The 21,051-nt window shown below is 62.5% G+C and carries 15 protein-coding genes; 14 read left to right on the top strand and 1 reads right to left on the bottom strand.

The annotated features are described in order from the left end of the window. The first annotated feature begins 246 nt into the window (after nucleotides 1-246). From ACIP02_RS09235 to ACIP02_RS09225, 3 genes are all read left to right on the top strand, one after another. Nucleotides 247-2,835 (top strand): TonB-dependent receptor, encoded by a 2,589-nt coding sequence (locus ACIP02_RS09235; RefSeq protein ID WP_400615447.1) that lies wholly within the window; start codon nucleotides 247-249, stop codon nucleotides 2,833-2,835. Between the two features lie 398 nt (nucleotides 2,836-3,233). Then, entirely contained in the window at nucleotides 3,234-3,827 is a 594-nt protein-coding gene (locus ACIP02_RS09230; RefSeq protein WP_400615445.1) for a biliverdin-producing heme oxygenase, read from the top strand. A 54-nt stretch (nucleotides 3,828-3,881) separates the two neighbouring features. Then, nucleotides 3,882-4,295: a YbaN family protein gene (locus ACIP02_RS09225; RefSeq protein ID WP_201200104.1), complete on the top strand. Its 414-nt coding sequence runs from the start codon at nucleotides 3,882-3,884 to the stop codon at nucleotides 4,293-4,295. On the opposite strand, the gene arcD (ACIP02_RS09220) is transcribed toward ACIP02_RS09225, so the two are convergent. Beyond that, nucleotides 4,275-5,702: an arginine-ornithine antiporter gene (gene arcD, locus ACIP02_RS09220; protein WP_400615443.1), complete on the bottom strand. Its 1,428-nt coding sequence runs from the start codon at nucleotides 5,700-5,702 to the stop codon at nucleotides 4,275-4,277. The genes ACIP02_RS09225 and arcD (ACIP02_RS09220) overlap by 21 nt on opposite strands. Nucleotides 5,703-6,136: 434 nt before the next feature. On the opposite strand from arcD (ACIP02_RS09220), the gene arcD (ACIP02_RS09215) reads away from it, so the two are divergent. The 11 genes from arcD (ACIP02_RS09215) to gcvT all read left to right on the top strand — a co-directional run bounded on the left by arcD (ACIP02_RS09215) (nucleotide 6,137) and on the right by gcvT (nucleotide 20,815). Then, nucleotides 6,137-7,564 (top strand): arginine-ornithine antiporter, encoded by a 1,428-nt coding sequence (arcD, locus tag ACIP02_RS09215; RefSeq protein ID WP_400615441.1) that lies wholly within the window; start codon nucleotides 6,137-6,139, stop codon nucleotides 7,562-7,564. Nucleotides 7,565-7,597: 33 nt separating this feature from the next. Further along, on the top strand, nucleotides 7,598-8,851 hold the full coding sequence (gene arcA / locus ACIP02_RS09210; RefSeq protein WP_400615439.1) for an arginine deiminase: 1,254 nt from the start codon (nucleotides 7,598-7,600) through the stop codon (nucleotides 8,849-8,851). A 69-nt stretch (nucleotides 8,852-8,920) separates the two neighbouring features. Continuing rightward, complete coding sequence (locus ACIP02_RS09205) at nucleotides 8,921-9,931, top strand: ornithine carbamoyltransferase (protein WP_400615437.1); 1,011 nt, start codon at nucleotides 8,921-8,923, stop codon at nucleotides 9,929-9,931. 184 nt (nucleotides 9,932-10,115) lie between these two features. Further along, nucleotides 10,116-11,045, top strand: coding sequence for a carbamate kinase (gene arcC / locus ACIP02_RS09200; protein ID WP_400615435.1), 930 nt, complete (start codon nucleotides 10,116-10,118; stop codon nucleotides 11,043-11,045). 57 nt (nucleotides 11,046-11,102) lie between these two features. Next, nucleotides 11,103-11,471 (top strand): DUF5064 family protein, encoded by a 369-nt coding sequence (locus ACIP02_RS09195; protein WP_400615433.1) that lies wholly within the window; start codon nucleotides 11,103-11,105, stop codon nucleotides 11,469-11,471. Nucleotides 11,472-11,628: 157 nt separating this feature from the next. Next, nucleotides 11,629-13,137, top strand: a complete 1,509-nt coding sequence (locus tag ACIP02_RS09190; protein ID WP_400615431.1) for a sigma-54-dependent transcriptional regulator — start codon at nucleotides 11,629-11,631, stop codon at nucleotides 13,135-13,137. Between the two features lie 166 nt (nucleotides 13,138-13,303). Further along, nucleotides 13,304-14,509, top strand: a complete 1,206-nt coding sequence (gene gltS / locus ACIP02_RS09185) for a sodium/glutamate symporter (RefSeq protein WP_400615429.1) — start codon at nucleotides 13,304-13,306, stop codon at nucleotides 14,507-14,509. A gap of 384 nt (nucleotides 14,510-14,893) precedes the next feature. Continuing rightward, nucleotides 14,894-15,277, top strand: coding sequence for a glycine cleavage system protein GcvH (gene gcvH, locus ACIP02_RS09180; RefSeq protein ID WP_201200091.1), 384 nt, complete (start codon nucleotides 14,894-14,896; stop codon nucleotides 15,275-15,277). A gap of 11 nt (nucleotides 15,278-15,288) precedes the next feature. Further along, nucleotides 15,289-18,144, top strand: a complete 2,856-nt coding sequence (gene gcvP, locus ACIP02_RS09175) for an aminomethyl-transferring glycine dehydrogenase (protein WP_400615425.1) — start codon at nucleotides 15,289-15,291, stop codon at nucleotides 18,142-18,144. Between the two features lie 145 nt (nucleotides 18,145-18,289). Continuing rightward, the gene (locus tag ACIP02_RS09170) at nucleotides 18,290-19,666 is read left to right on the top strand and encodes an L-serine ammonia-lyase (RefSeq protein ID WP_400615423.1); all 1,377 of its coding nucleotides are present in this window, start codon (nucleotides 18,290-18,292) and stop codon (nucleotides 19,664-19,666) included. A 27-nt stretch (nucleotides 19,667-19,693) separates the two neighbouring features. Then, on the top strand, nucleotides 19,694-20,815 hold the full coding sequence (gene gcvT / locus ACIP02_RS09165; protein ID WP_400615420.1) for a glycine cleavage system aminomethyltransferase GcvT: 1,122 nt from the start codon (nucleotides 19,694-19,696) through the stop codon (nucleotides 20,813-20,815). The last annotated feature ends 236 nt before the right edge of the window (nucleotides 20,816-21,051 follow it).

Genomic DNA, 21,051 nt, shown 5'->3' with positions numbered 1-21,051 from the left:
CACACATCGTTGTAGGAGCGGCTTAAGCCGCGAACACCGGCAAAGCCGGTGCCATGCACAGCGCTGGATTCTTCGCGGCTAAAGCCGCTCCCACAGGGTTCGCAGACTGCCTGCAATAATCTTCCAAACTATTTTTACGCGGTCACGCCCTCCCACCCGTCTCGTTATAGCCAATGCAACTGATTCTTGTTTGAAAACGAGAACAGCCATCACTTATAACAGTTCGCGCGTCTGGGAGCGCTTCCGATGTCCACAGGTCCTACCCGCTCGTCCCCCCTTTCCCGCCGTACAGGGCAACTGTCTCTTCTGACCCTGGCCCTGCTCGCCAGCGGCGCCTGCAGCCTGCCGGCGCTGGCCGCCGAACCGGCCCAGGCCAGCAGCCCACGCATGGGCGATTACCGCTTCAGCATCGGCCAGCAGCCGCTGGTGTCGGCAATCAACGCCTTCAGCCAGGTCACCGGCTGGCAGGTCGGCTTCAGTGCCGAACTGGCCGACGGCGTGGCGTCGCCAGGGGTACAGGGCTCGCTGCCGCCAGATGCCGCACTCAAGCGCCTGCTGCACGGCACTGGCCTGAGCTTTCGCAAGATCAGCAACGGCAATGTGGTCCTCGAGCGCCAGACCGGCAGCAACGTGATCGCGCTGCAACAGGTAACCGTCAGCGCCACCCGTAGCGCCCAGGACGTCAGCCAGGTACCCAGCACCGTCAGCGTGCAGACCCGCGAGCAACTGGACCGGCAGAACGTCAACAACATCCAGGACCTGGTGCGCTACGAGCCAGGCGTGTCGGTATCCGGCACCGGCCAGCGCAGCGGCCTGAACGGCTACAACATCCGCGGTATCGACGGCGAGCGGATCCTTACCCAGGTCGACGGCGTGTCGATCCCCGACAGCTTCTTCTACGGCCCTTATGCGCAAACCCAGCGCAACTATGTCGACCCGGAAATCATCAAGCGCGTGGAAATCCTCCGCGGCCCGGCCTCGGTGCTGTACGGCAGCAACGCCATCGGCGGCGCGGTGAGCTACTTCACCCTCGACCCGGACGACGTCATCAAGCCCGGCAAGGATGTCGGTGCACGCCTGAAGACCGGCTACAGCTCGGCTGACGAAAGCTGGCTGACCTCGGCCACCGTCGCCGGTCGCGAGGGCGACTTCGATGGCCTGCTGCACCTGAGCCAGCGCAACGGCCACGAGACCGAAACCCACGGCCACCACAGTGGTGATGGCCTGTCGCGTACCGAAGCCAACCCGATGGACGCACGCACCACCAACGTGTTGGCCAAGCTCGGCTGGGACTACGCAAACGACGCGCGCCTGGGTTTTACCTACGAGCACTACAAGGATGACCGTGACCAGAATATCCTCAGCGCGGTGGGTGGGCCGTTCATTCCTGGCTTTGGTGGCATGGGTTACTACAAGGCCCGTACCGGTAACGACACCATCACCCGCGAGCGTTACGGTATCAACCATGAGTTCGGCCTCGATTCGCTGGTCGCCGACCATGTGAAGTGGAGCCTGAACTACCAGATCGCCAAGACCGACCAGCACACCGAAGAAGTCTATGCGCCGCCTGGCCGCCAAGTGCTGCGTACCCGCGACACCACCTACAAGGACCGCCAGTGGGTATTCGACGCCCAGCTGGACAAGGCCTTCAGCATCGGTGCCACCGACCACCTGCTGACCTACGGCACCACGCTCAAGCACGAGAAGGTCACCGGTTCGCGCAGCGGCACCGGCACCTGCCTGGCCCTGGGCTCCGGTTGCTCTGCCGCCGGCGCCGAGCGCCCGGCTGACGGTCAGGCCCTGGTCAGCGACTTCCCGGACCCGACCGTGAATACCTACAGCCTGTTCGTCCAGGACGAGATCCGCTGGAACAACTGGACCTTCATGCCCGGCGCCCGCTACGACTACACGCGCATGGAACCGAAGTTCACCGAAGAATTCCTGCGTGGCCTGGAGTCCACCGGCACGGCGCCCACCTCGCAGGACGACTCGGACAAGAAGTGGCACCGCGTTTCGCCCAAGTTCGGCCTGACCTATGCCTTCAATGACAACTACACCTGGTACGGCCAATACGCCGAAGGTTTCCGCACCCCGACAGCCAAGGCGATGTATGGCCGCTTCGAGAACATCGAGCAAGGCTACCGCGTGGAAGGCAACCCGAACCTTGAGCCGGAGAAGAGCAAAAGCTACGAAACCGGCCTGCGTGGCAACTTTGACGCCGGCAACTTCGACGTGGCGGTGTTCTACAACAAGTACCGCGACTTCATCGACGAAGACGCCGTGCAGGGTGCCAACCTGGAGCAAACCTTCCAGGCCAACAACATCAAGCACGCCACCATCAAGGGCGCCGAGGTCAAAGGCCGCCTTAACCTCGATCACTTCGGTGCGCCGCAGGGCCTGTACACCCAGGGTTCGATTGCCTACACCTATGGCCGCAACGACGATACCGGCGAACCGCTGAACACCGTCAACCCGCTGAAGGGCGTATTCGGCCTGGGCTACGAGCAGCAGAATTACGGCGGCCTGCTGAGCTGGACGCTGGTCAAACGCAAGACCCGTGTCGACGACAGCACCTTCTATTCGCCCGACGGCTCGACCTCGAAGTTCCGCACCCCGGGCTACGGCGTGCTGGACCTTACCGGCTTCTACAAGGTTACCGACGACGTCACCATCAACGCTGGCCTGTACAACCTCACCGACAAGAAGTACTGGCAGTGGGACTCGGTACGCAGCTACGACGGCCAGGGTGAAGCGGCTGTGACCCAGCCAGCCAACATCGACCGCCTGAGCATGCCGGGGCGCAACTTCGGTATCAATGTGGTGTGGGATATCTGACCGTTCTGGATTTGCACCGCCTGTGAGATCGAGCGCCGCCCGCGCGGCGCTTCGCGGCTAAAGCCGCTCCTACGTTTGTTTCGGGCCAGTTATGCCTGTGGGATTCGCGCGCGGACGCCTTGGCGCATGGCTCGATATCGTGTCGTACAAACAAGGCGGTCGCGCGCGGCTGGCACAGGATGGACTGGCCCGAAACAAATGTAGGAGCGGCTTTAGCCGCGAAGCGCCGCGCGGGCGGCGCTCGATTTCGCAGGCGCTGAATGTGTCAAGGCGAACGCTGCGGCGCTCGATCTCCCAGGCGCTGCAACAACCAACCTGTAAATACCCAGTTTTTTTACTGTCCCGCCCCCGCTGTTTCGTCTTGTACCTAGACGCCCCTTTTTTCCAAGGACTGCCCCATGACCGACCGCCCAGCCCTGCGCTCCCAGCGCCTGAACCAGATCACCCACGCCCCGCACGCCGAGCTGGATGCCCTGGTCAAATCCCACAAGCCGTTCGACAGCCGCGAAAGCTTCGCCCGCTTCGTTGTCGCTCAGTACCTGTTCCAGTCCGAACTGCAGGCGCTCTACAACGATCCGCAACTGATCGCGATCGTTCCCGACCTGGCCGAGCGCTGCCGGGCCGAGCAGGCCCGCCTGGACCTCGCCGACCTCGACGCCGAAGTACCGGCCGCCGTGCCAGGTGCGCTGGGCAAACCAGGCCTGGGCGAGGCAATGGGCTGGATCTTCGTCTCCGAAGGCTCCAAACTGGGCGCTGCGTTTCTGATCAAGCGTGCCGTGGCGCTGGAACTGTCCGACAGCTTCGGTGCCCGTCACCTGGGCGAACCGGCCGGTGGCCGTGCCGAAGGCTGGAAGCAGTTCACCCGCATCCTTGATGGCCTGGAGCTGTCGGCCGAAGAGGAAGCCGCTGCCGAGCGCGGTGCAGTTGCCGCCTTCGAACGCTTCACCGAGCTGCTCAAGCACGCCTATGCTGCAGATGCCGCGCTGGTTTGATACGCCATAGCCGGCCACCCTTCCGGTGGCCGCACCGTTTTATGCAGTGAGACCATGACCCGACCCGCCCGCTCGAAACTCGCCCGCCTGCTGTATGGAATACTGGCTTACGTGAGCCTGGGGGTGGGTTTGGTCGCGATCGTTATCCCTGGCCTGCCGACCACCGAATTCATCCTGCTGGCCGCTTGGGCGGCAACCCGCAGTTCGCCGCGCCTCTCGGCCTGGCTGGAAAACCACCGGCTGTTTGGGCCGATCCTGTACAACTGGCGCAATGGCAAGGTGATCCAGCGTCGAGCAAAGGTCAGCGCCACCCTCAGCATGCTGCTGTGCGCAGGCCTGATGCTGACCTTCCTGGAACACCACTGGCCCGTGTTCCTGGCCATCGCCGGCATGACTCTGGGCAACCTGTGGATCTGGTCGCGCCCGGAGCACGCCTGCCCTGCACCGTCACAAGCTCAGCAGCCCTGAGTACAGGGCGTAGGCTGCCAACGCCGCCCCGGCCAGCACAGCGGCAAAAATCAGCTTTTCCCAGGTGGTGAACAGCGTTTGCCCCTGCTCGTGCTTGGCCCTGGCAAACAGGATTACCCCCGGGGCATATAACAGCGCAGACAACAGCAGGTACTTGAGCCCACCGGCGTACAACAGCCAGATGGCGTACAGCAAGGCGACCACTGCCACCAGCAGGTCCTTGCGCCGCAGGCCCGGCTGCCCGGCATAGCTCTCGCCACGTACGGCCAGCAGCACCGCATAGGCCGCCGACCACAGGTAGGGCACCAGGATCATCGACGACGCCAGGTAGATCAGGCTGGTGTAAGTGCCGGCCGAGAACAGCGTAATCAGCAGGAAGCCCTGGATCATACAGTTGGTCAGCCACAGGGCATTGGCTGGCACCTGGTTGGCGTTTTCCTTGGCCAGAAAGCGCGGCATGGTCTTGTCGCGGGCCGTGGCGTAGAGAATCTCGGCACACAGCAGCGCCCACGACAGCAGGGCGCCGAGCAACGAAACTGCCAGCCCCAGGCTGATCAGCAAGGCGCCCCACGGGCCGACGATATGCTCCAGCACCGAGGCCAGTGACGGGTTCTGCAGCCCGGCCAGTTCGGGCTGGGTCATTACCCCCAGCGACAGCACGTTGACCAGCACCAGCAGCGCCAGCACGCCAAGAAAGCCGATGACGGTGGCCTTGCCCACGTCCGAGCGGCGCTGGGCACGCCCGGAGTACACGCTGGCGCCCTCGATGCCGATGAACACGAATACGGTCACCAGCATCATGTTGCGCACCTGCTCCAGCACGCTACCGAACTGTGGGTTGCTCAGGCCCCAGATATCGCGGGTGAAGATATCGGCGCGAAAGGCAAATGCGGCAATGACCACGAAAATCAGCAGCGGCACCACCTTGGCCACAGTGGTCACCTGGTTGATGAACGCCGCCTCCTTGATGCCACGCAGTACCAGAAAGTGCACGGCCCACAGCAACAGCGAGGCACAGCCGATGGCGATTGGCGTGTTCCCCTCGCCAAAAACCGGGAAATAGAAGCCCAGGGTGCTGAACAGCAACACAAAGTAACCGACGTTGCCCAGCCAGGCGCTGATCCAGTAGCCCCAGGCCGAGGAAAACCCCATGTACTCGCCAAAACCGGCCTTGGCATAGGCATACACCCCCGAGTCCAGCTCCGGCTTGCGGTTGGCCAGGGTCTGGAATACGAACGCCAGCGCCAACATGCCGACTGCAGTAATGGCCCAACCGATCAGCACCGCACCGACATCAGCGCGCGCCGCCATGTTCTGCGGCAAGGAGAAGATCCCGCCACCAATCATCGAGCCGACCACCAGCGCGATCAGCGCGCCCAGGCGCAGCTTCTGTCCCGGTTCGCTCATGCATCCCCCAATTTTTTGCCCGCAGTCATGCCTTTGAAACAGCCTTGCGGGCCATATAAATGCTGCGACTTATAAGAGTTACAGCCATTGAAGCTATAGCACTCATAACTGTTTTGTCTATGCAGACTTCCTTAAAAATTAGCAGCTCGACAGCCACTAGAAAAGTTCCCGTTAAAACTGAAAATTCTTGTGAAAAATTTGCGAAAGCGGCAAAAGCGGCTAGCTTCAAGCATCGCAGGCCGAACAGAGCGTTTGCTCTAGAAGGACATGGAGGTGCCAGCGTGCAAGGCCTGCAGCAGAGCTGTCGGCACTCTCCAGGAGCTCACGTGGAGGAATTTTCCTACTTCACGTAGCCATAAACTGACGCAAGTCAGTCGCTGGCCCAGGCGTCGGATTTATTCTGTCGTCAACTTTCTCCTGGCAGGAGTTGTTAAATGTCTGATTCATCCGGAAAACTAAAGCTCGGCGCGTTAGTTGCACTCGTAGTCGGTTCGATGATTGGTGGCGGGATCTTCTCGCTGCCGCAAAACATGGCCGCCAGCGCGGGGGTTGGCGCAGTGCTGATCGGCTGGGCCATTACGGCGGTCGGTATGCTGACCCTGGCCTTCGTGTTCCAGACCCTTGCCAACCGCAAGCCGGACCTGGACGGCGGGGTATATGCCTACGCCAAGGCCGGTTTTGGCGACTACATGGGCTTCTCCTCAGCCTGGGGGTACTGGATCAGTGCCTGGCTGGGCAACGTCGGCTACTTCGTGCTGCTGTTCAGCACCTTGGGTTACTTCTTCCCGATCTTCGGCGAAGGCAACACCCCCGCCGCCATTATTGGTGCGTCGGTGCTGCTGTGGGCGGTGCACTTCCTGGTGCTGCGCGGTATCAAGGAAGCGGCGTTCATCAACCTGGTCACCACCGTGGCCAAGGTGGTACCACTGGTGCTGTTCGCCCTGATCTGCCTGTTCGCCTTCAAGCTCGACATCTTCACCGCCGACATCTGGGCGGTAGGCACACCCGAGCTTGGCAGCGTGATGAACCAGGTGCGCAACATGATGCTGGTCACCGTGTGGGTGTTCATCGGCATCGAGGGCGCGAGTATCTTCTCGTCACGGGCGGAAAAACGCTCTGACGTGGGCAAGGCCACGGTCATCGGCTTCGTCACCGTGCTGCTGTTCCTGGTACTGGTCAACGTGCTGTCGCTGGGCATCATGACCCAACCGGAACTGGCCAAGCTGCAGAACCCGTCGATGGCCGCCGTGCTGGAGCATGTGGTCGGCCATTGGGGGGCGGTGCTGATCAGCGTCGGCCTGATCATCTCGCTGCTCGGGGCCCTTCTGTCGTGGGTACTGCTGTGCGCCGAGATCATGTTCGCCGCCGCCAAGGACCACACCATGCCGGAGTTCCTGCGCCGCGAGAACGCCAACCAGGTACCGGCCAACGCCCTGTGGCTGACCAACGCCATGGTGCAGATCTTCCTGGTGATCACGCTGTTCTCCAACAGCACCTACCTGTCGCTGATCTACCTTGCCACCTCGATGATCCTGGTGCCTTACCTGTGGTCGGCGGCCTACGCCTTCCTGCTGGCATGGCGCAGCGAAACCTACGAACAGGCCCTGGCCGAACGCAAGAAAGACCTGATCATCGGCGGTATCGCCCTGTTGTACGCCATCTGGCTGCTGTACGCCGGCGGCGTGAAATACCTGCTGCTCTCGGCCCTGCTCTACGCACCTGGCGCGATCCTGTTCGCCAAGGCCAAGCGTGAGGTTGGCCAACCTGTCTTCACCAACGTGGAAAAACTGATCTTCGCAGCCGTGGTCATTGGCGCCCTGGTGGCAGCCTTTGGCCTGTACGACGGCTTCCTGACCCTTTGACCCACGTCTTCGTTCAATTGGAGGAATGAAACCATGTCCGCTGAAAAACAGAAGTACGGTGTCCACTCCGAAGCCGGCAAACTGCGCAAGGTGATGGTTTGCGCCCCGGGCCTGGCGCACAAGCGCCTGACGCCGAGCAACTGTGACGAACTGCTGTTCGACGATGTGATCTGGGTCGACCAGGCCAAGCGTGACCACTTCGACTTTGTCACCAAGATGCGCGAGCGCGGTGTGGATGTGCTGGAGATGCACAACCTGCTGACCGACATCGTCCAGCAACCAGAAGCCCTGAAGTGGATCCTTGATCGCAAGATCACCCCCGACACCGTGGGTGTCGGCCTGACCAATGAAGTGCGCAGCTGGCTCGAAGGCCTTGATCCGCGCCACCTGGCCGAGTTCCTGATCGGCGGTGTGGCCGGCCAGGACCTGCCACAGAGCGAAGGCGCCGATGTGGTCAAGATGTACAACGACTACCTGGGCCACTCCAGCTTCATCCTGCCGCCGCTGCCCAATACCCAGTTCACCCGCGACACCACTTGCTGGATCTACGGCGGCGTCACGCTGAACCCGATGTACTGGCCGGCACGTCGCCAGGAAACCCTGCTGACCACCGCCATCTACAAGTTCCACAAGGAGTTCACCGGCGCCGACTTCCAGGTGTGGTACGGCGACCCGGACAAGGAGCACGGCAACGCCACGCTTGAAGGCGGTGACGTGATGCCGATCGGCAATGGCATCGTACTGATCGGCATGGGCGAGCGTACCTCGCGCCAGGCCATCGGCCAGCTGGCGCAGAACCTGTTCGCCAAGGGCGCGGTCAAGGAAGTGATCGTTGCCGGCCTGCCGAAGTCCCGCGCGGCCATGCACCTGGACACCGTGTTCAGCTTCTGCGACCGCGACCTGGTCACGGTCTTCCCGGAAGTGGTGAAAGAGATTGTGCCGTTCATCATCCGCCCGGACGAAGGCAAGCCCTACGGCATGGACGTGCGCCGCATCAACAAGTCGTTCATCGAAGTGGTCGGTGAGCAGCTTGGGGTCAAGCTGCGCGTCGTCGAGACCGGCGGCAACAGCTTCGCCGCCGAGCGCGAACAGTGGGATGACGGTAACAACGTGGTGGCCATCGAGCCGGGGGTGGTCATCGGCTACGACCGCAACACCTACACCAATACCCTGCTGCGCAAGGCCGGCATCGAAGTCATCACCATCAGCGCCGGCGAACTGGGCCGGGGCCGTGGCGGCGGCCACTGCATGACCTGCCCGATCGTGCGCGACCCAATCGATTACTAACGACCATTGCACCCGGCCGGGCCCACGAGGCGGCGGCCGGGACACTACCGAACTCAAGGAGAACATGTCATGGCGTTCAACATTCACAACCGCAACCTGCTGAGCCTGGAACATCACACCACCCGCGAGTTGCGCTACCTGCTGGACCTGTCCCGCGACCTCAAGCGCGCCAAGTACACCGGCACCGAACAACAGCACCTGAAGGGCAACAACATTGCCCTGATCTTCGAAAAAACCTCCACCCGTACCCGCTGCGCCTTCGAAGTGGCCGCCTATGACCAGGGCGCCAACGTCACCTACATCGACCCGAATTCTTCGCAGATCGGCCACAAGGAAAGCATGAAGGACACCGCCCGCGTGCTCGGGCGCATGTACGACGCCATCGAATACCGTGGCTTCAAGCAGGAAATCGTCGAAGAGCTGGCCAAGTTTGCCGGGGTGCCGGTGTTCAACGGCCTGACCGACGAATACCACCCGACCCAGATGATCGCCGACGTGCTGACCATGCGTGAACACAGCGATAAACCGCTGCACGACATCAGCTATGCCTACCTGGGCGACGCCCGCAACAACATGGGCAACTCGCTGCTGCTGATCGGCGCCAAGCTGGGCATGGACGTACGCATCGCCGCACCCAAGGCACTGTGGCCACATGACGACCTGGTCGAGCGCTGCAAGCAATACGCGGAAGAAAGCGGCGCGCGCATCACCCTCACCGAAGACCCGGTTGCCGCGGTCAAGGGCGTGGACTTCGTGCACACCGACGTGTGGGTATCGATGGGTGAGCCGATCGAAGCCTGGGGCGAGCGCATCAAGCAGCTGAAGCCTTACCAGGTGAATGCGCAGCTGATGAAGTCCACCGGCAACCCACGGACCAAGTTCATGCACTGCCTGCCGGCGTTCCACAACTCCGATACCAAGGTCGGCAAGCAGATCGCCGAACAGTACCCGGACCTGGCCAATGGCATCGAAGTGACCGACGACGTGTTCGAGTCGCCGGCCTGCATCGCCTTCGAGCAAGCGGAAAACCGCATGCACACGATCAAGGCGATCCTGGTTTCGACTCTGGCTGACTTGTAAGGGCTGACCCGATAGCGCGGCCCCCCCCCGCTCCCCTGTGTAGGAGCGGGTTCACCCGCGAAGGCGTCAGCCCTGGTTGAGATGCTGGTGCTGCCGACGCATTCGCGGGTAAACCCGCTCCTACACAGGGAGCGGCGCGGCCTGAGAGCAACGCTCCCCCTTCTTTCGTTAAAGGACATTCCCCATGCGTATCGTTGTTGCATTGGGCGGCAACGCCCTGCTACGTCGCGGCGAGCCCATGACCGCTGACAACCAGCGCGCCAATATCCGCACCGCCACCGAACAGATTGCCAAGATCCACCCCGGCAACGAGCTGGTCATCGCCCACGGCAACGGCCCGCAGGTTGGCCTGCTGTCGCTGCAGGGCCTGTCCTACAAGCCCGACGAAGCCTACCCGCTGGACGTGCTGGGCGCTGAGACAGAAGGCATGATCGGCTACATGATCGAACAGGAACTGGGCAACCTGCTGGACTTCGAAGTCCCGTTCGCTACCCTGCTGACCCAGGTCGAAGTGGACGCCAACGACCCGGCCTTCAAGGACCCGACCAAGTTCATCGGCCCGGTCTATGCCAAGGACGAGGCCGAACGCCTGGCCAAGGAAAAGGGTTGGGTGGTCAAGCCTGACGGCGACAAGTATCGCCGCGTGGTGGCCAGCCCGAAACCCAAGCGCATCTTTGAAATCCGCCCGATCAAATGGCTGCTGGAAAAGAACAGCATCGTCATTTGCGCCGGCGGCGGCGGCATCCCCACCCTGTACGACGAAAACCGCAAGCTCAAGGGCATCGAGGCGGTCATCGACAAGGACCTGTGCTCGGCCTTGCTCGCAGAGCAACTGGATGCCGACCTTCTGATAATCGCCACCGACGTCGATGCGGCGTACATTGACTGGGGCAAACCGACCCAGAAAGCCATCGCCCAGGCGCACCCCGACGAACTCGAAAGGCTAGGCTTTGCTGCCGGCTCGATGGGGCCGAAAGTGCAGGCGGCCAGCGATTTCGCTCGCAACACCGGCAAAGTGGCAGTGATCAGTTCACTGGAGAACATTGAAGAGATCGTCAAAGGCACCGCCGGCACACGGGTTTCTACCGCGAAGCCGGGGATCAGCTACCGTTGAATGCAGTGGGCGGGCCTGTGCGGCCCGCTGTTTTAAACCCTTCCAAAGGAGCTTGCCATGGCCCAGTACCACCCCGGTCATGTACACATCGAGCGCACTGCGCTGAACAAGAACGACCACAGCTATGACCTGAACATCGAATACGAAGCAGTGTCGGACCCCAAGGAAGGTAGAGGTATCCAGTTCAACATGCATGGCAGCATCGAGGGCAAGCCGGTGGAGGAAAAGTTCTTCCTGGCCAAGGACCAGGTACTGCCCAGCTTTCTCATGCAGCTGACCCGCAAGGCCCAGTCGTACCTGGCACCGCCGAAAAAGTTCGAGAGCCTGAGTTCGCCGCACAAGCTTTATGACCATATGTTTGCGGACATCCGTGACAAGCTTGATGTGAAGTCGGGCGACCCGATCAAGCCTGAGCATCTGGAGTAGTTTAGATTCAAGGGCTGCTTTGCAGCCCATTCGCGGCACAAGGCCGCTCCCACAGGCTCAGTGTAGGAGCGGCCTTGCGTCGCGATGGGCCGCACAGCGGCCCCGGCGATGTTAAGGCATACTACCGCCCTCCCCGGCCACCACTTCACCGTCCCTCATGCGCATCCACGTCAGCTTCATCGACCGCGTCGGCATCACCCAGGAAGTCCTCGCCTTGCTCGGTGCCCGCAACCTCAACCTGGACGCCGTGGAGATGGTCCCGCCGAACGTCTACATCGACGCCCCCACCCTAAGCCCCGCCGTACTTGAAGAGCTGCACGACGCGCTGTTCGAAGTGCATGGCGTGCAGTCGGTGGACGTGGTCGACATCCTCCCCGGCCAGCGCCGTCACCTGCAGCTCGATGCCCTGCTGGCCGCCATGAGCGACCCGGTACTGGCGGTGGACAGCGCTGGCAAGGTACTGCTGGCCAACCCGGCGCTGATTGAACTGTGCGGCCGCGAATCGGCCGGGCGCTCGGTAGGCGAGCTGTTCGACGACCCGGCGCTGCTGCAAGCGCTGCTGGACAGCAATTTTCACCTGCCGATGCGCGAGATGCAGCTGAACGGCCAGAGCCTGTTGCTGGACGCCATGCCGATCACCAACGCCGGTGGCCTGCTGACGCTGTACCCGCCGACCCGCATGGGTGAACGCCTGTCCGCCCTACACCACGACCACGCCGAAGGTTTCGATGCCTTGCTCGGCGAGTCGCCGGCCATCCGCACCCTCAAGGCCCGCGCCCTGCGCGTGGCAGCACTGGACGCGCCGCTGCTGGTGCATGGTGAAACCGGCACCGGCAAAGAGCTGGTGGCCCGTGCCTGCCATGCCATCAGCAGCCGTCACTCGGCACCGTTCCTGGCCCTGAACTGTGCGGCATTGCCTGAGAGCCTGGCCGAGAGCGAGCTGTTCGGCTATGCCCCAGGTGCCTTCACCGGTGCGCAACGCGGTGGCAAGCCCGGGCTGATGGAATTGGCCAACCAGGGCACGGTGTTCCTGGATGAAATTGGCGAAATGTCGCCGTACCTGCAGGCCAAGCTGCTGCGTTTTCTCAGCGATGGCAGCTTCCGCCGGGTAGGCGGCGACCGCGAAGTGAAGGTGGATGTGCGCATCATCAGCGCCACCCACCGCGACCTGGAGCGCATGGTTGCCGAAGGCAGCTTCCGCGAAGACCTGTTCTATCGCCTCAACGTGCTCAACCTGCAGGTACCGCCGCTACGCGACCGTGGCCAGGACATCCTGATGCTGGCGCATTTCTTCATGCAGCAGGCCTGCACGCAGATCCAGCGCCCAGCCTGCCGGTTGACGCCGGCCACCCATTCGGCATTGCTGGCCAACCCATGGCCGGGCAATGTGCGCCAATTGCAGAACGTGATTTTCCGCGCGGCCGCCATCTGTGAAGGCAACCTGGTGGACATCGACGACCTGGACATTGCCGGCACCTCGATGGCCCGTGGGCAAGAGGGCGAAGTAGCCAGCCTGGAACAGGCCGTGGGCGACTTCGAGCGCGAGTTGTTGCAGCGCTTGTATGCCAGCTACCCGTCGACAAGGCAACTGGCCGGGCGCCTGCAAACATCGCACACCGCCATTGCCCAGCGCCTGCGTAAATACGGAATACCGGGTAAAGGCTAATAGCTGTTGTAAAAGCCCGGTTGTTATTCGGGCTTTTCCTACACCAGTGAAAGATACTCGCCCACGCATGCCTCGTAGAATGGTGACAGTGTAATCCCACCTGTCACCCCACTTATCCGCCGCAGAACGGAGGGTGGTTCGCTACTGGATATAACGAGAGCACCTGATGTTTGAACTCGATTTTTACGGGACACTTGTAGCCGCCTCTTTAGTGCTGTTACTAGGACGCGGCCTGGTCGCACGCATTGGTTTCTTGCGCACTTACAACATTCCAGAACCGGTTGCCGGCGGCCTGGTAGTCGCCTTGGCACTGCTGGCGATGCGCAGTTTCGAGGTACACGTGCAGTTTGATACCTCGCTGCAAACCCCCTTGATGCTAGCGTTCTTCGCCACCATCGGCTTGAGCGCGGACTTCGCCAGCCTGAAAAAGGGCGGCCGCGTAGTCAGCGTGTTCCTGCTGGTGGTCACCGGCCTGCTGCTGGTACAGAACGGCATGGGCATCGGCCTGGCCACGGCACTGGGGCTCGACCCGTTGATGGGCCTGCTGGCCGGCTCGATCACTTTGTCCGGCGGCCACGGCACCGGGGCGGCCTGGGGAGCAACGTTCAGCGAGAAGTTTGGCCTGGCCTCGGCCTCCGAACTGGCAATGGCTTCTGCCACCTTCGGCCTGGTACTGGGTGGCCTGATTGGCGGCCCCGTCGCGCGGCTGCTGATCAAGCGGGTCAAAACACTCGGCCTTGAAGAAGAAGTTCCGCAACTGCCCAAGGGCTTCGAGCGCCCCGACAAAGAGCGCCTGATCACCTCGTTTTCATTTGTCGAAACACTGGCGCTGATCGCGGTCAGTTTGCTCGCTGGCTCGTTACTCAATGGCGTGTTGAAGGGCACCGCATTCGAACTGCCAACATTCGTTTGTGTGTTGTTCGTCGGTGTATTGCTGCGCAACGGGCTCTCGGCCTTCGGCTTTTATCATGTGTTCGAGCGCGAAGTCTCGGTACTGGGCAACGTCAGTTTGTCATTGTTCCTGGCTATTGCCTTGATGTCGCTGAAACTGTGGGACCTGGCGGCACTCGCCTTGCCATTCTTTGTATTGCTCGGCGCACAGACGTTGGTCATGGCACTGTTTGCGATCTTCGTAACGTTCCGGGTCATGGGCCGGAACTATGATGCAGCGGTGCTGGCTGCCGGGCACTGTGGCTTTGGCCTGGGCGCTACGCCCACCGCGATCGCCAACATGCAGGCGGTGACCCAGCGCTACGGCGCCTCGCATATCGCCTTCCTGGTGGTGCCGATGGTGGGGGCATTCTTCATCGATATCATCAATGTCATCGTGATCAAGTTGTACCTGGCATTACCGATGTTTGTCGCGGGTTAAGCGATTTTCTCCTGCACTGGCCCATCGCCGGCAAGCCAGTTCCCACAGGATGAGTGCAACCTTCAGCATTGCATAATTCCTGTGTGAGCTGGCTTGCCGGCGATAGGGCCAGCGCAGGCAATGTAATGATTTAAATACACCGTACCGAAATCAATACAAAACCATTCCAGTGCGTTTACGCAAGGGTTTGATCCCCAAACCCTTTTCCATATTCCTCCCGTTGTAGCGATTTCATTCCAAAAGCATGACCAAGTGATTACGCCAAATCCTTAAATGTTTGATTTAACAGACTTTTTATAGATTGGCCGCTTTTTTGCTAAGGGAATCCTAACCCCAAGAGCGCGGAGCCACCGCGCCCAACGCCCTGCTTCCCGAGGATTCCCCATGAGCGAGTTGCGTTTCACTGAAGATCACGAATGGCTGCGCGTCGAAGCCGATGGCAGCGTCACCGTGGGCATTACCGCCTACGCCCAGAATGCCCTTGGCGACGTGGTTTTCGTGCAGCTGCCAGAGTTGCAGCAGTATGAGAAAGGCAGCGAAGCATCCACCGTCGAGTCGGTAAAAGCCGCCAGTGGCGTGTACATGCCGCTGACCGGCGAAGTGGTCGAGGTCAACGCACAGCTTGAAGACAGCCCGGAACTGGTCAACGAAGACCCGATGGGCGAAGGCTGGTTCTTCCGCTTCAAGCCAGCCGATGCCGCCGCCGTCAGCGCCCTGCTCGATCAGGACGCCTACGACCGCCTGCTCAAAGCCAACGACGACGCCTGAGGAACCCCGCCATGACCATCAACCTCGGCACCGCCAACGAATTCATCGCCCGCCACATCGGCCCGCGCGCCGCTGACGAGCAGGCTATGCTCGCCGCCCTCGGCTTTGACTCGCTGGAAGCCATGACCGCTGCGGTCATCCCCGACAGCATCAAAGGCACCAGCGTGCTCGGTTCACACGACGGCCAGAGTGAAGCCGATGCACTGGCCGCACTCAAGGCCATCGCCGGCAAGAACCAGCTGTTCAAGAGCTACATCGGCCAGGGTTACTACAACACCCACACCCCGGCGCCGATCCTGCGCAACCTGCTGGAAAACCCGGCCTGGTACACCGCCTACACCCCGTACCAGCCTGAAATTTCCCAAGGCCGCCTTGAAGCACTGCTGAACTTCCAGACCCTGATCAGCGACCTGACCGGCCTGCCGATCGCCAACGCCTCGCTGCTCGACGAAGCGACCGCTGCCGCCGAGGCCATGACCTTCTGCAAGCGCCTGTCGAAGAACAAGGCCAGCCACGCCTTCTTCGCCTCGGTACATTGCCACCCGCAAACCCTCGACGTGCTGCGTACCCGTGCCGAGCCGCTGGGTATCGAAGTGGTGGTCGGTGACGAGCGCGAACTGGGTGATGTCAGCGCCTTCTTCGGCGCGCTGCTGCAATACCCAGCCAGCAACGGTGACGTGTTCGACTACCGCGAAGTGGTACAGCGCTTCCATGCCGCCAACGCGCTGGTGGCCGTGGCTGCCGACCTGCTGGCCCTGACCCTGCTGACCCCACCGGGCGAATTCGAGGCCGACGTGGCCATCGGCAGCGCCCAGCGCTTTGGCGTGCCACTGGGCTTCGGCGGCCCGCACGCGGCGTACTTCGCCACCCGTGACGCGTTCAAGCGCGACATGCCTGGCCGCCTGGTCGGCGTATCGATCGACCGCTTTGGCAAGACGGCCCTGCGCCTGGCCATGCAAACGCGTGAGCAGCACATCCGCCGCGAAAAGGCCACCAGCAACATCTGCACCGCCCAAGTGCTGCTGGCCAACATCGCCAGCATGTTCGCCGTCTACCACGGCCCGGCCGGCCTCAAGCGCATTGCCGAACGCACCCACGCGCTGACAGCGATTCTCGCTGCCGGGTTGAAAACCCTCGGCCTGGAAGTGGTCGGTGAAACCGCCTTCGACACCCTGACCCTGGTTACCGGCAACGCCACTGCCAGCCTGCACGACAAGGCTCGCAGCCAGCGTATCAACCTGCGCCAGATCGACGCCGCTCACCTGGGCCTGTCGCTCGACGAAACCAGCACTCAGGCTGACGTCGAAGCCCTCTGGCAGCTGTTTGGCGCTGACCAGGTTCAACCTGATTTTGCCGCCCTGGCCGCCAGCACCGGCTCACGCCTGCCTGCCGCCCTGCTGCGCCAGTCGGCCATCCTCGAACACCCGGTGTTCAACCGCTACCACAGCGAAACCGAGCTGATGCGCTACCTGCGCCGCCTGGCCGACAAGGACTTGGCGCTGGACCGCAGCATGATCCCGCTTGGCTCGTGCACCATGAAGCTGAACGCTGCCAGCGAAATGATCCCGGTCACCTGGGCCGAGTTCGGCAACCTGCACCCGTTCGCCCCGGCCGAGCAGAGCCAGGGCTACCTGCAGATGACCACCGAGCTGGAAGCCATGCTTTGCGCTGCTACCGGCTATGACGCCGTGTCGCTGCAACCCAACGCCGGCTCGCAGGGCGAGTACGCAGGCCTGCTGGCCATCCGCGCGTACCACCGCAGCCGTGGCGAAGGCCACCGTGACATCTGCCTGATCCCGTCGTCGGCCCACGGCACCAACCCGGCCACCGCGAACATGGCCGGCATGCGCGTGGTGGTCACCGCCTGTGACGCCCGCGGCAACGTCGATGTCGAGGACCTGCGCGCCAAGGCCATCGAGCACCGTGAGCGCCTGGCCGCGATCATGATCACCTACCCGTCGACCCACGGCGTGTTCGAGGAAGCGATCGGCGAAATCTGCGCGATCATTCACGACAACGGTGGCCAGGTGTACATCGACGGTGCCAACATGAACGCCATGGTCGGCTTGTGCGCCCCGGGCAAGTTCGGCGGCGACGTTTCCCACCTGAACCTGCACAAGACCTTCTGCATTCCGCACGGCGGTGGTGGCCCGGGCGTCGGCCCGATTGGCGTCAAGTCGCACCTGGCGCCGTTCCTGCCAGGCCATGCGCAGCTGGAAAACACCCAGGGCGCGGTGTGCGCTGCGCCGTTCGGTAGCGCCAGCATCCTGCCGATTACCTGGATGTACATCCGCATGATGGGCGGTGCCGGCCTCAAGCGTGCCTCGCAGATGGCGATCCTCAACGCAAACTACATCGCCCGCCGCCTGGAAGAGCACTATCCTGTCCTGTATACCGGTGGCAATGGCCTGGTGGCCCACGAGTGCATCCTCGACCTGCGCCCGCTGAAGGACACCAGCGGCATCAGCGTCGACGACGTGGCCAAGCGCCTGATCGACTTCGGCTTCCATGCCCCGACCATGTCCTTCCCGGTGGCCGGCACGCTGATGATCGAACCGACCGAAAGTGAGTCCAAGGAAGAACTGGACCGCTTCTGCAACGCGATGATCCAGATCCGCGAAGAAATCCGCGCGGTCGAGAACGGTAGCCTGGACAAGGACGACAACCCGCTGAAAAATGCCCCGCACACGGCGGCCGAGCTGGTGGGCGAATGGGCCCACGGCTACAGCCGCGAGCAGGCGGTGTACCCGCTGCCGAGCCTGGTGGAAGGCAAGTACTGGCCGCCGGTCGGCCGGGTCGACAACGTGTTCGGCGACCGCAACCTGGTGTGCGCCTGCCCGTCGATCGAGAGCTATCAGGACGCCTGATCCGGCCTTTAGGTAGCTGGGGCCGCTTTGCGGCCCAATCGCGACACAAGGCCGCTCCCACAGGGACCGCGCCGCTCTTTGTGGGAGCGGCCTTGTGTCGCGATTGGGCTGCGCAGCAGCCCCAAAATCCTCAGGAGGAACCACCATGTCACTGAGCGTCTTCGACCTGTTCAAGATCGGCATCGGCCCCTCCAGTTCACACACGGTCGGCCCGATGCGTGCCGCGGCCCGGTTTGCCGAAGGCCTGCGGCGTGACGGCCTGCTGGCGCGCACTGCCAGCGTCAAGGCCGAGCTGTATGGCTCGCTGGGCGCCACCGGCAAGGGCCACGGCAGTGACAAGGCCGTGCTACTGGGCCTTGAAGGCGAACACCCCGACCTCATCGAGACCGACAGCATCCCCGCCCGCCTGCAGGCCATCCGCGACAGCGGCCGCATCAATTTGCTCGGCGAGCACAGCATTGCCTTTATCGAAAAGCAGCACCTGGCGATGATCCGCAAGCCGCTGGACTTCCACCCCAACGGCATGATCTTCCGCGCCTTCGACGACGCCGGCCTGCAAATCCGTAGCCGCGAGTACTACTCGGTGGGTGGAGGCTTTGTGGTCGATGAGGACGCCGCCGGCCACGACCGCATCGTCGAGGACAGCACCGTGCTGGCCTACCCGTTCAAGACCGCCAAGGAACTGCTCGGCCACTGCACCGCGCAAAACCTGTCGGTGAGCCAGGTGATGCTGGCCAACGAGGCGGCCTGGCGCCCGGAAGCCGAAACCCGCGCCGGGCTGCTGCGCATCTGGCAAGTGATGCAGGATTGCGTCGAAGCCGGCTGCCAGCATGAAGGCATCCTGCCTGGCGGGCTCAAGGTCAAGCGCCGGGCACCGGCCCTGTATCGCCAGCTGAGCCGCCACCCGGAAGCCAGCCTGCGTGATGCGCTATCGGTGCTCGACTGGGTCAACCTCTACGCCCTGGCGGTAAACGAGGAAAACGCCTACGGCGGGCGGGTGGTTACCGCACCCACCAACGGCGCCGCAGGTATCGTCCCGGCGGTGTTGCACTACTACATGCGCTTCGTACCGGGCGCCAGCGAGGACGGGGTGGTGCGCTTTCTGCTCACCGCCGCCGCCATCGGCATCCTGTACAAGGAAAACGCCTCCATCTCTGGCGCCGAGGTGGGCTGCCAGGGCGAGGTTGGCGTGGCCTGCTCGATGGCCGCCGGGGCGCTGTGCGAAGTGATGGGCGGTAGCGTGCAACAGGTGGAGAACGCCGCTGAAATCGGTATGGAACACAACCTGGGCCTGACCTGCGACCCGATCGGCGGGCTGGTCCAGGTGCCCTGCATCGAGCGCAACGCCATGGGTTCGGTGAAGGCGATCAACGCGGTTCGTATGGCCTTGCGCGGCGACGGGCAACACTTTGTGTCGCTCGACAAGGTCATCCGCACCATGCGCCAGACCGGCGCCGACATGAAAAGCAAATACAAAGAGACCGCCCGTGGCGGCCTGGCCGTCAACATCATCGAATGTTGACCCTACAACAACAGCAAGGAGTCACCGATGTCCGAAACACTGCTCAAGACCCCACTGCATGCCCTGCACCTGGAACTGGGTGCGCGCATGGTGCCGTTCGCCGGCTACGACATGCCGGTACAGTACCCGCTGGGCGTGCTCAAGGAACACCTGCACACCCGCGAGCAGGCCGGCCTGTTCGATGTCTCGCACATGGGCCAGATCACGCTGCGCGGCGCAGATGCGGCCAAGGCTCTGGAAAGCCTGGTGCCGGTGGACATCATCGACTTGCCGGTGGGCATGCAGCGCTATGCCATGTTCACCAACGAGCAAGGCGGCATCCTTGATGACCTGATGGTCGCCAACCTGGGCGACGACACGCTATTTCTGGTGGTCAACGCCGCCTGCAAGGACCAGGACCTGGCTCACCTGCAAACGCACATCGGTAGCCGCTGTGAAGTGCAGCCGCTGTTCGAGGAACGTGCCCTGCTGGCCCTGCAAGGCCCGGCTGCGGTCAAGGTGCTGGAGCGCCTGGCCCCGGAAGTGGCAAGCATGACCTTCATGCAGTTCCGCCCGGTGAAACTGCTGGGTGAAGACTGCTTCGTCAGCCGCTCGGGCTACACCGGCGAAGATGGCTACGAGATCTCGGTACCGGCCCACGCCGCCGACGCCCTGGCCCGCCGCCTGCTGGCCGAGCCCGAGGTACAGCCGATTGGCCTGGGCGCTCGCGATTCGCTGCGCCTGGAAGCGGGCCTGTGCCTGTATGGCCACGACATGAACAGCGAGACCACGCCGGTCGAAGCCAGCCTGCTGTGGGCAATTTCCAAGGTGCGCCGCGCCGACGGCGAACGTGCGGCCGGCTTCCCGGGCGCCGAGGCAATCTTTGCTCACCAGCGCGACGGTGTCGCGCGCAAACGTGTCGGCCTGTTGCCGCAAGAGCGCACGCCCGTGCGTGAAGGCGCGGACATTGTCGATGCCAACGATAAACCGGTCGGCAAAGTGTGCAGTGGTGGTTTTGGCCCGACACTCGGCGCACCGGTTGCAATGGGTTATATCGATAGTGAACATGCCGCAGTCGACACCGCGCTGTTTGCCGTGGTGCGCGGCAAAAAGGTTGCCTTGAAAGTCAGCAAAATGCCTTTTGTGGCACAACGTTACTACCGTGGTTGAAACAGCTTTATGAAGGTTAAGGGCAGGCGCTCCATATTCGTTTTCGAACCTGCCCAATAACTTTTGAACATAGCGCCAGGCCAGGCGCCATGCCGTTTCCGACAAAGCGGTCGGTTATCGGCAAACGGCCGATTTTCCATACGACCAAGGGCTTGTTTTTCGCTCAGGAGTTGGCGTACATTCACTGCACTGTGTTTGCATGGGTCGCAACAGTTCGTGACCTGGGCCAGTAGCCG

Source organism: Pseudomonas sp. NPDC089408, assembly GCF_044749445.1.
In the GTDB taxonomy this organism is placed as follows: Bacteria; Pseudomonadota; Gammaproteobacteria; order Pseudomonadales; family Pseudomonadaceae; genus Aquipseudomonas.
The sequence above is the reverse complement of the archived record's forward strand: the minus strand, read 5'-3'. Positions and strand labels throughout refer to the sequence as shown.

Bases quoted from the DNA above. Each gene is read 5' to 3' on its own strand.
- arcD (WP_400615443.1), bottom strand. From the start codon at position 5,702: ATGAGCGAACCGGGACAGAAGCTGCGCCTGGGCGCGCTGATCGCGCTG.
- ACIP02_RS09170 (WP_400615423.1), top strand. From the start codon at position 18,290: ATGTCACTGAGCGTCTTCGACCTGTTCAAGATCGGCATCGGCCCCTCC.
- arcD (WP_400615441.1), top strand. From the start codon at position 6,137: ATGTCTGATTCATCCGGAAAACTAAAGCTCGGCGCGTTAGTTGCACTC.
- arcC (WP_400615435.1), top strand. From the start codon at position 10,116: ATGCGTATCGTTGTTGCATTGGGCGGCAACGCCCTGCTACGTCGCGGC.
- ACIP02_RS09205 (WP_400615437.1), top strand. From the start codon at position 8,921: ATGGCGTTCAACATTCACAACCGCAACCTGCTGAGCCTGGAACATCAC.
- gltS (WP_400615429.1), top strand. From the start codon at position 13,304: ATGTTTGAACTCGATTTTTACGGGACACTTGTAGCCGCCTCTTTAGTG.
- ACIP02_RS09230 (WP_400615445.1), top strand. From the start codon at position 3,234: ATGACCGACCGCCCAGCCCTGCGCTCCCAGCGCCTGAACCAGATCACC.
- gcvP (WP_400615425.1), top strand. From the start codon at position 15,289: ATGACCATCAACCTCGGCACCGCCAACGAATTCATCGCCCGCCACATC.
- ACIP02_RS09195 (WP_400615433.1), top strand. From the start codon at position 11,103: ATGGCCCAGTACCACCCCGGTCATGTACACATCGAGCGCACTGCGCTG.
- ACIP02_RS09235 (WP_400615447.1), top strand. From the start codon at position 247: ATGTCCACAGGTCCTACCCGCTCGTCCCCCCTTTCCCGCCGTACAGGG.
- ACIP02_RS09225 (WP_201200104.1), top strand. From the start codon at position 3,882: ATGACCCGACCCGCCCGCTCGAAACTCGCCCGCCTGCTGTATGGAATA.
- gcvH (WP_201200091.1), top strand. From the start codon at position 14,894: ATGAGCGAGTTGCGTTTCACTGAAGATCACGAATGGCTGCGCGTCGAA.
- gcvT (WP_400615420.1), top strand. From the start codon at position 19,694: ATGTCCGAAACACTGCTCAAGACCCCACTGCATGCCCTGCACCTGGAA.
- ACIP02_RS09190 (WP_400615431.1), top strand. From the start codon at position 11,629: ATGCGCATCCACGTCAGCTTCATCGACCGCGTCGGCATCACCCAGGAA.
- arcA (WP_400615439.1), top strand. From the start codon at position 7,598: ATGTCCGCTGAAAAACAGAAGTACGGTGTCCACTCCGAAGCCGGCAAA.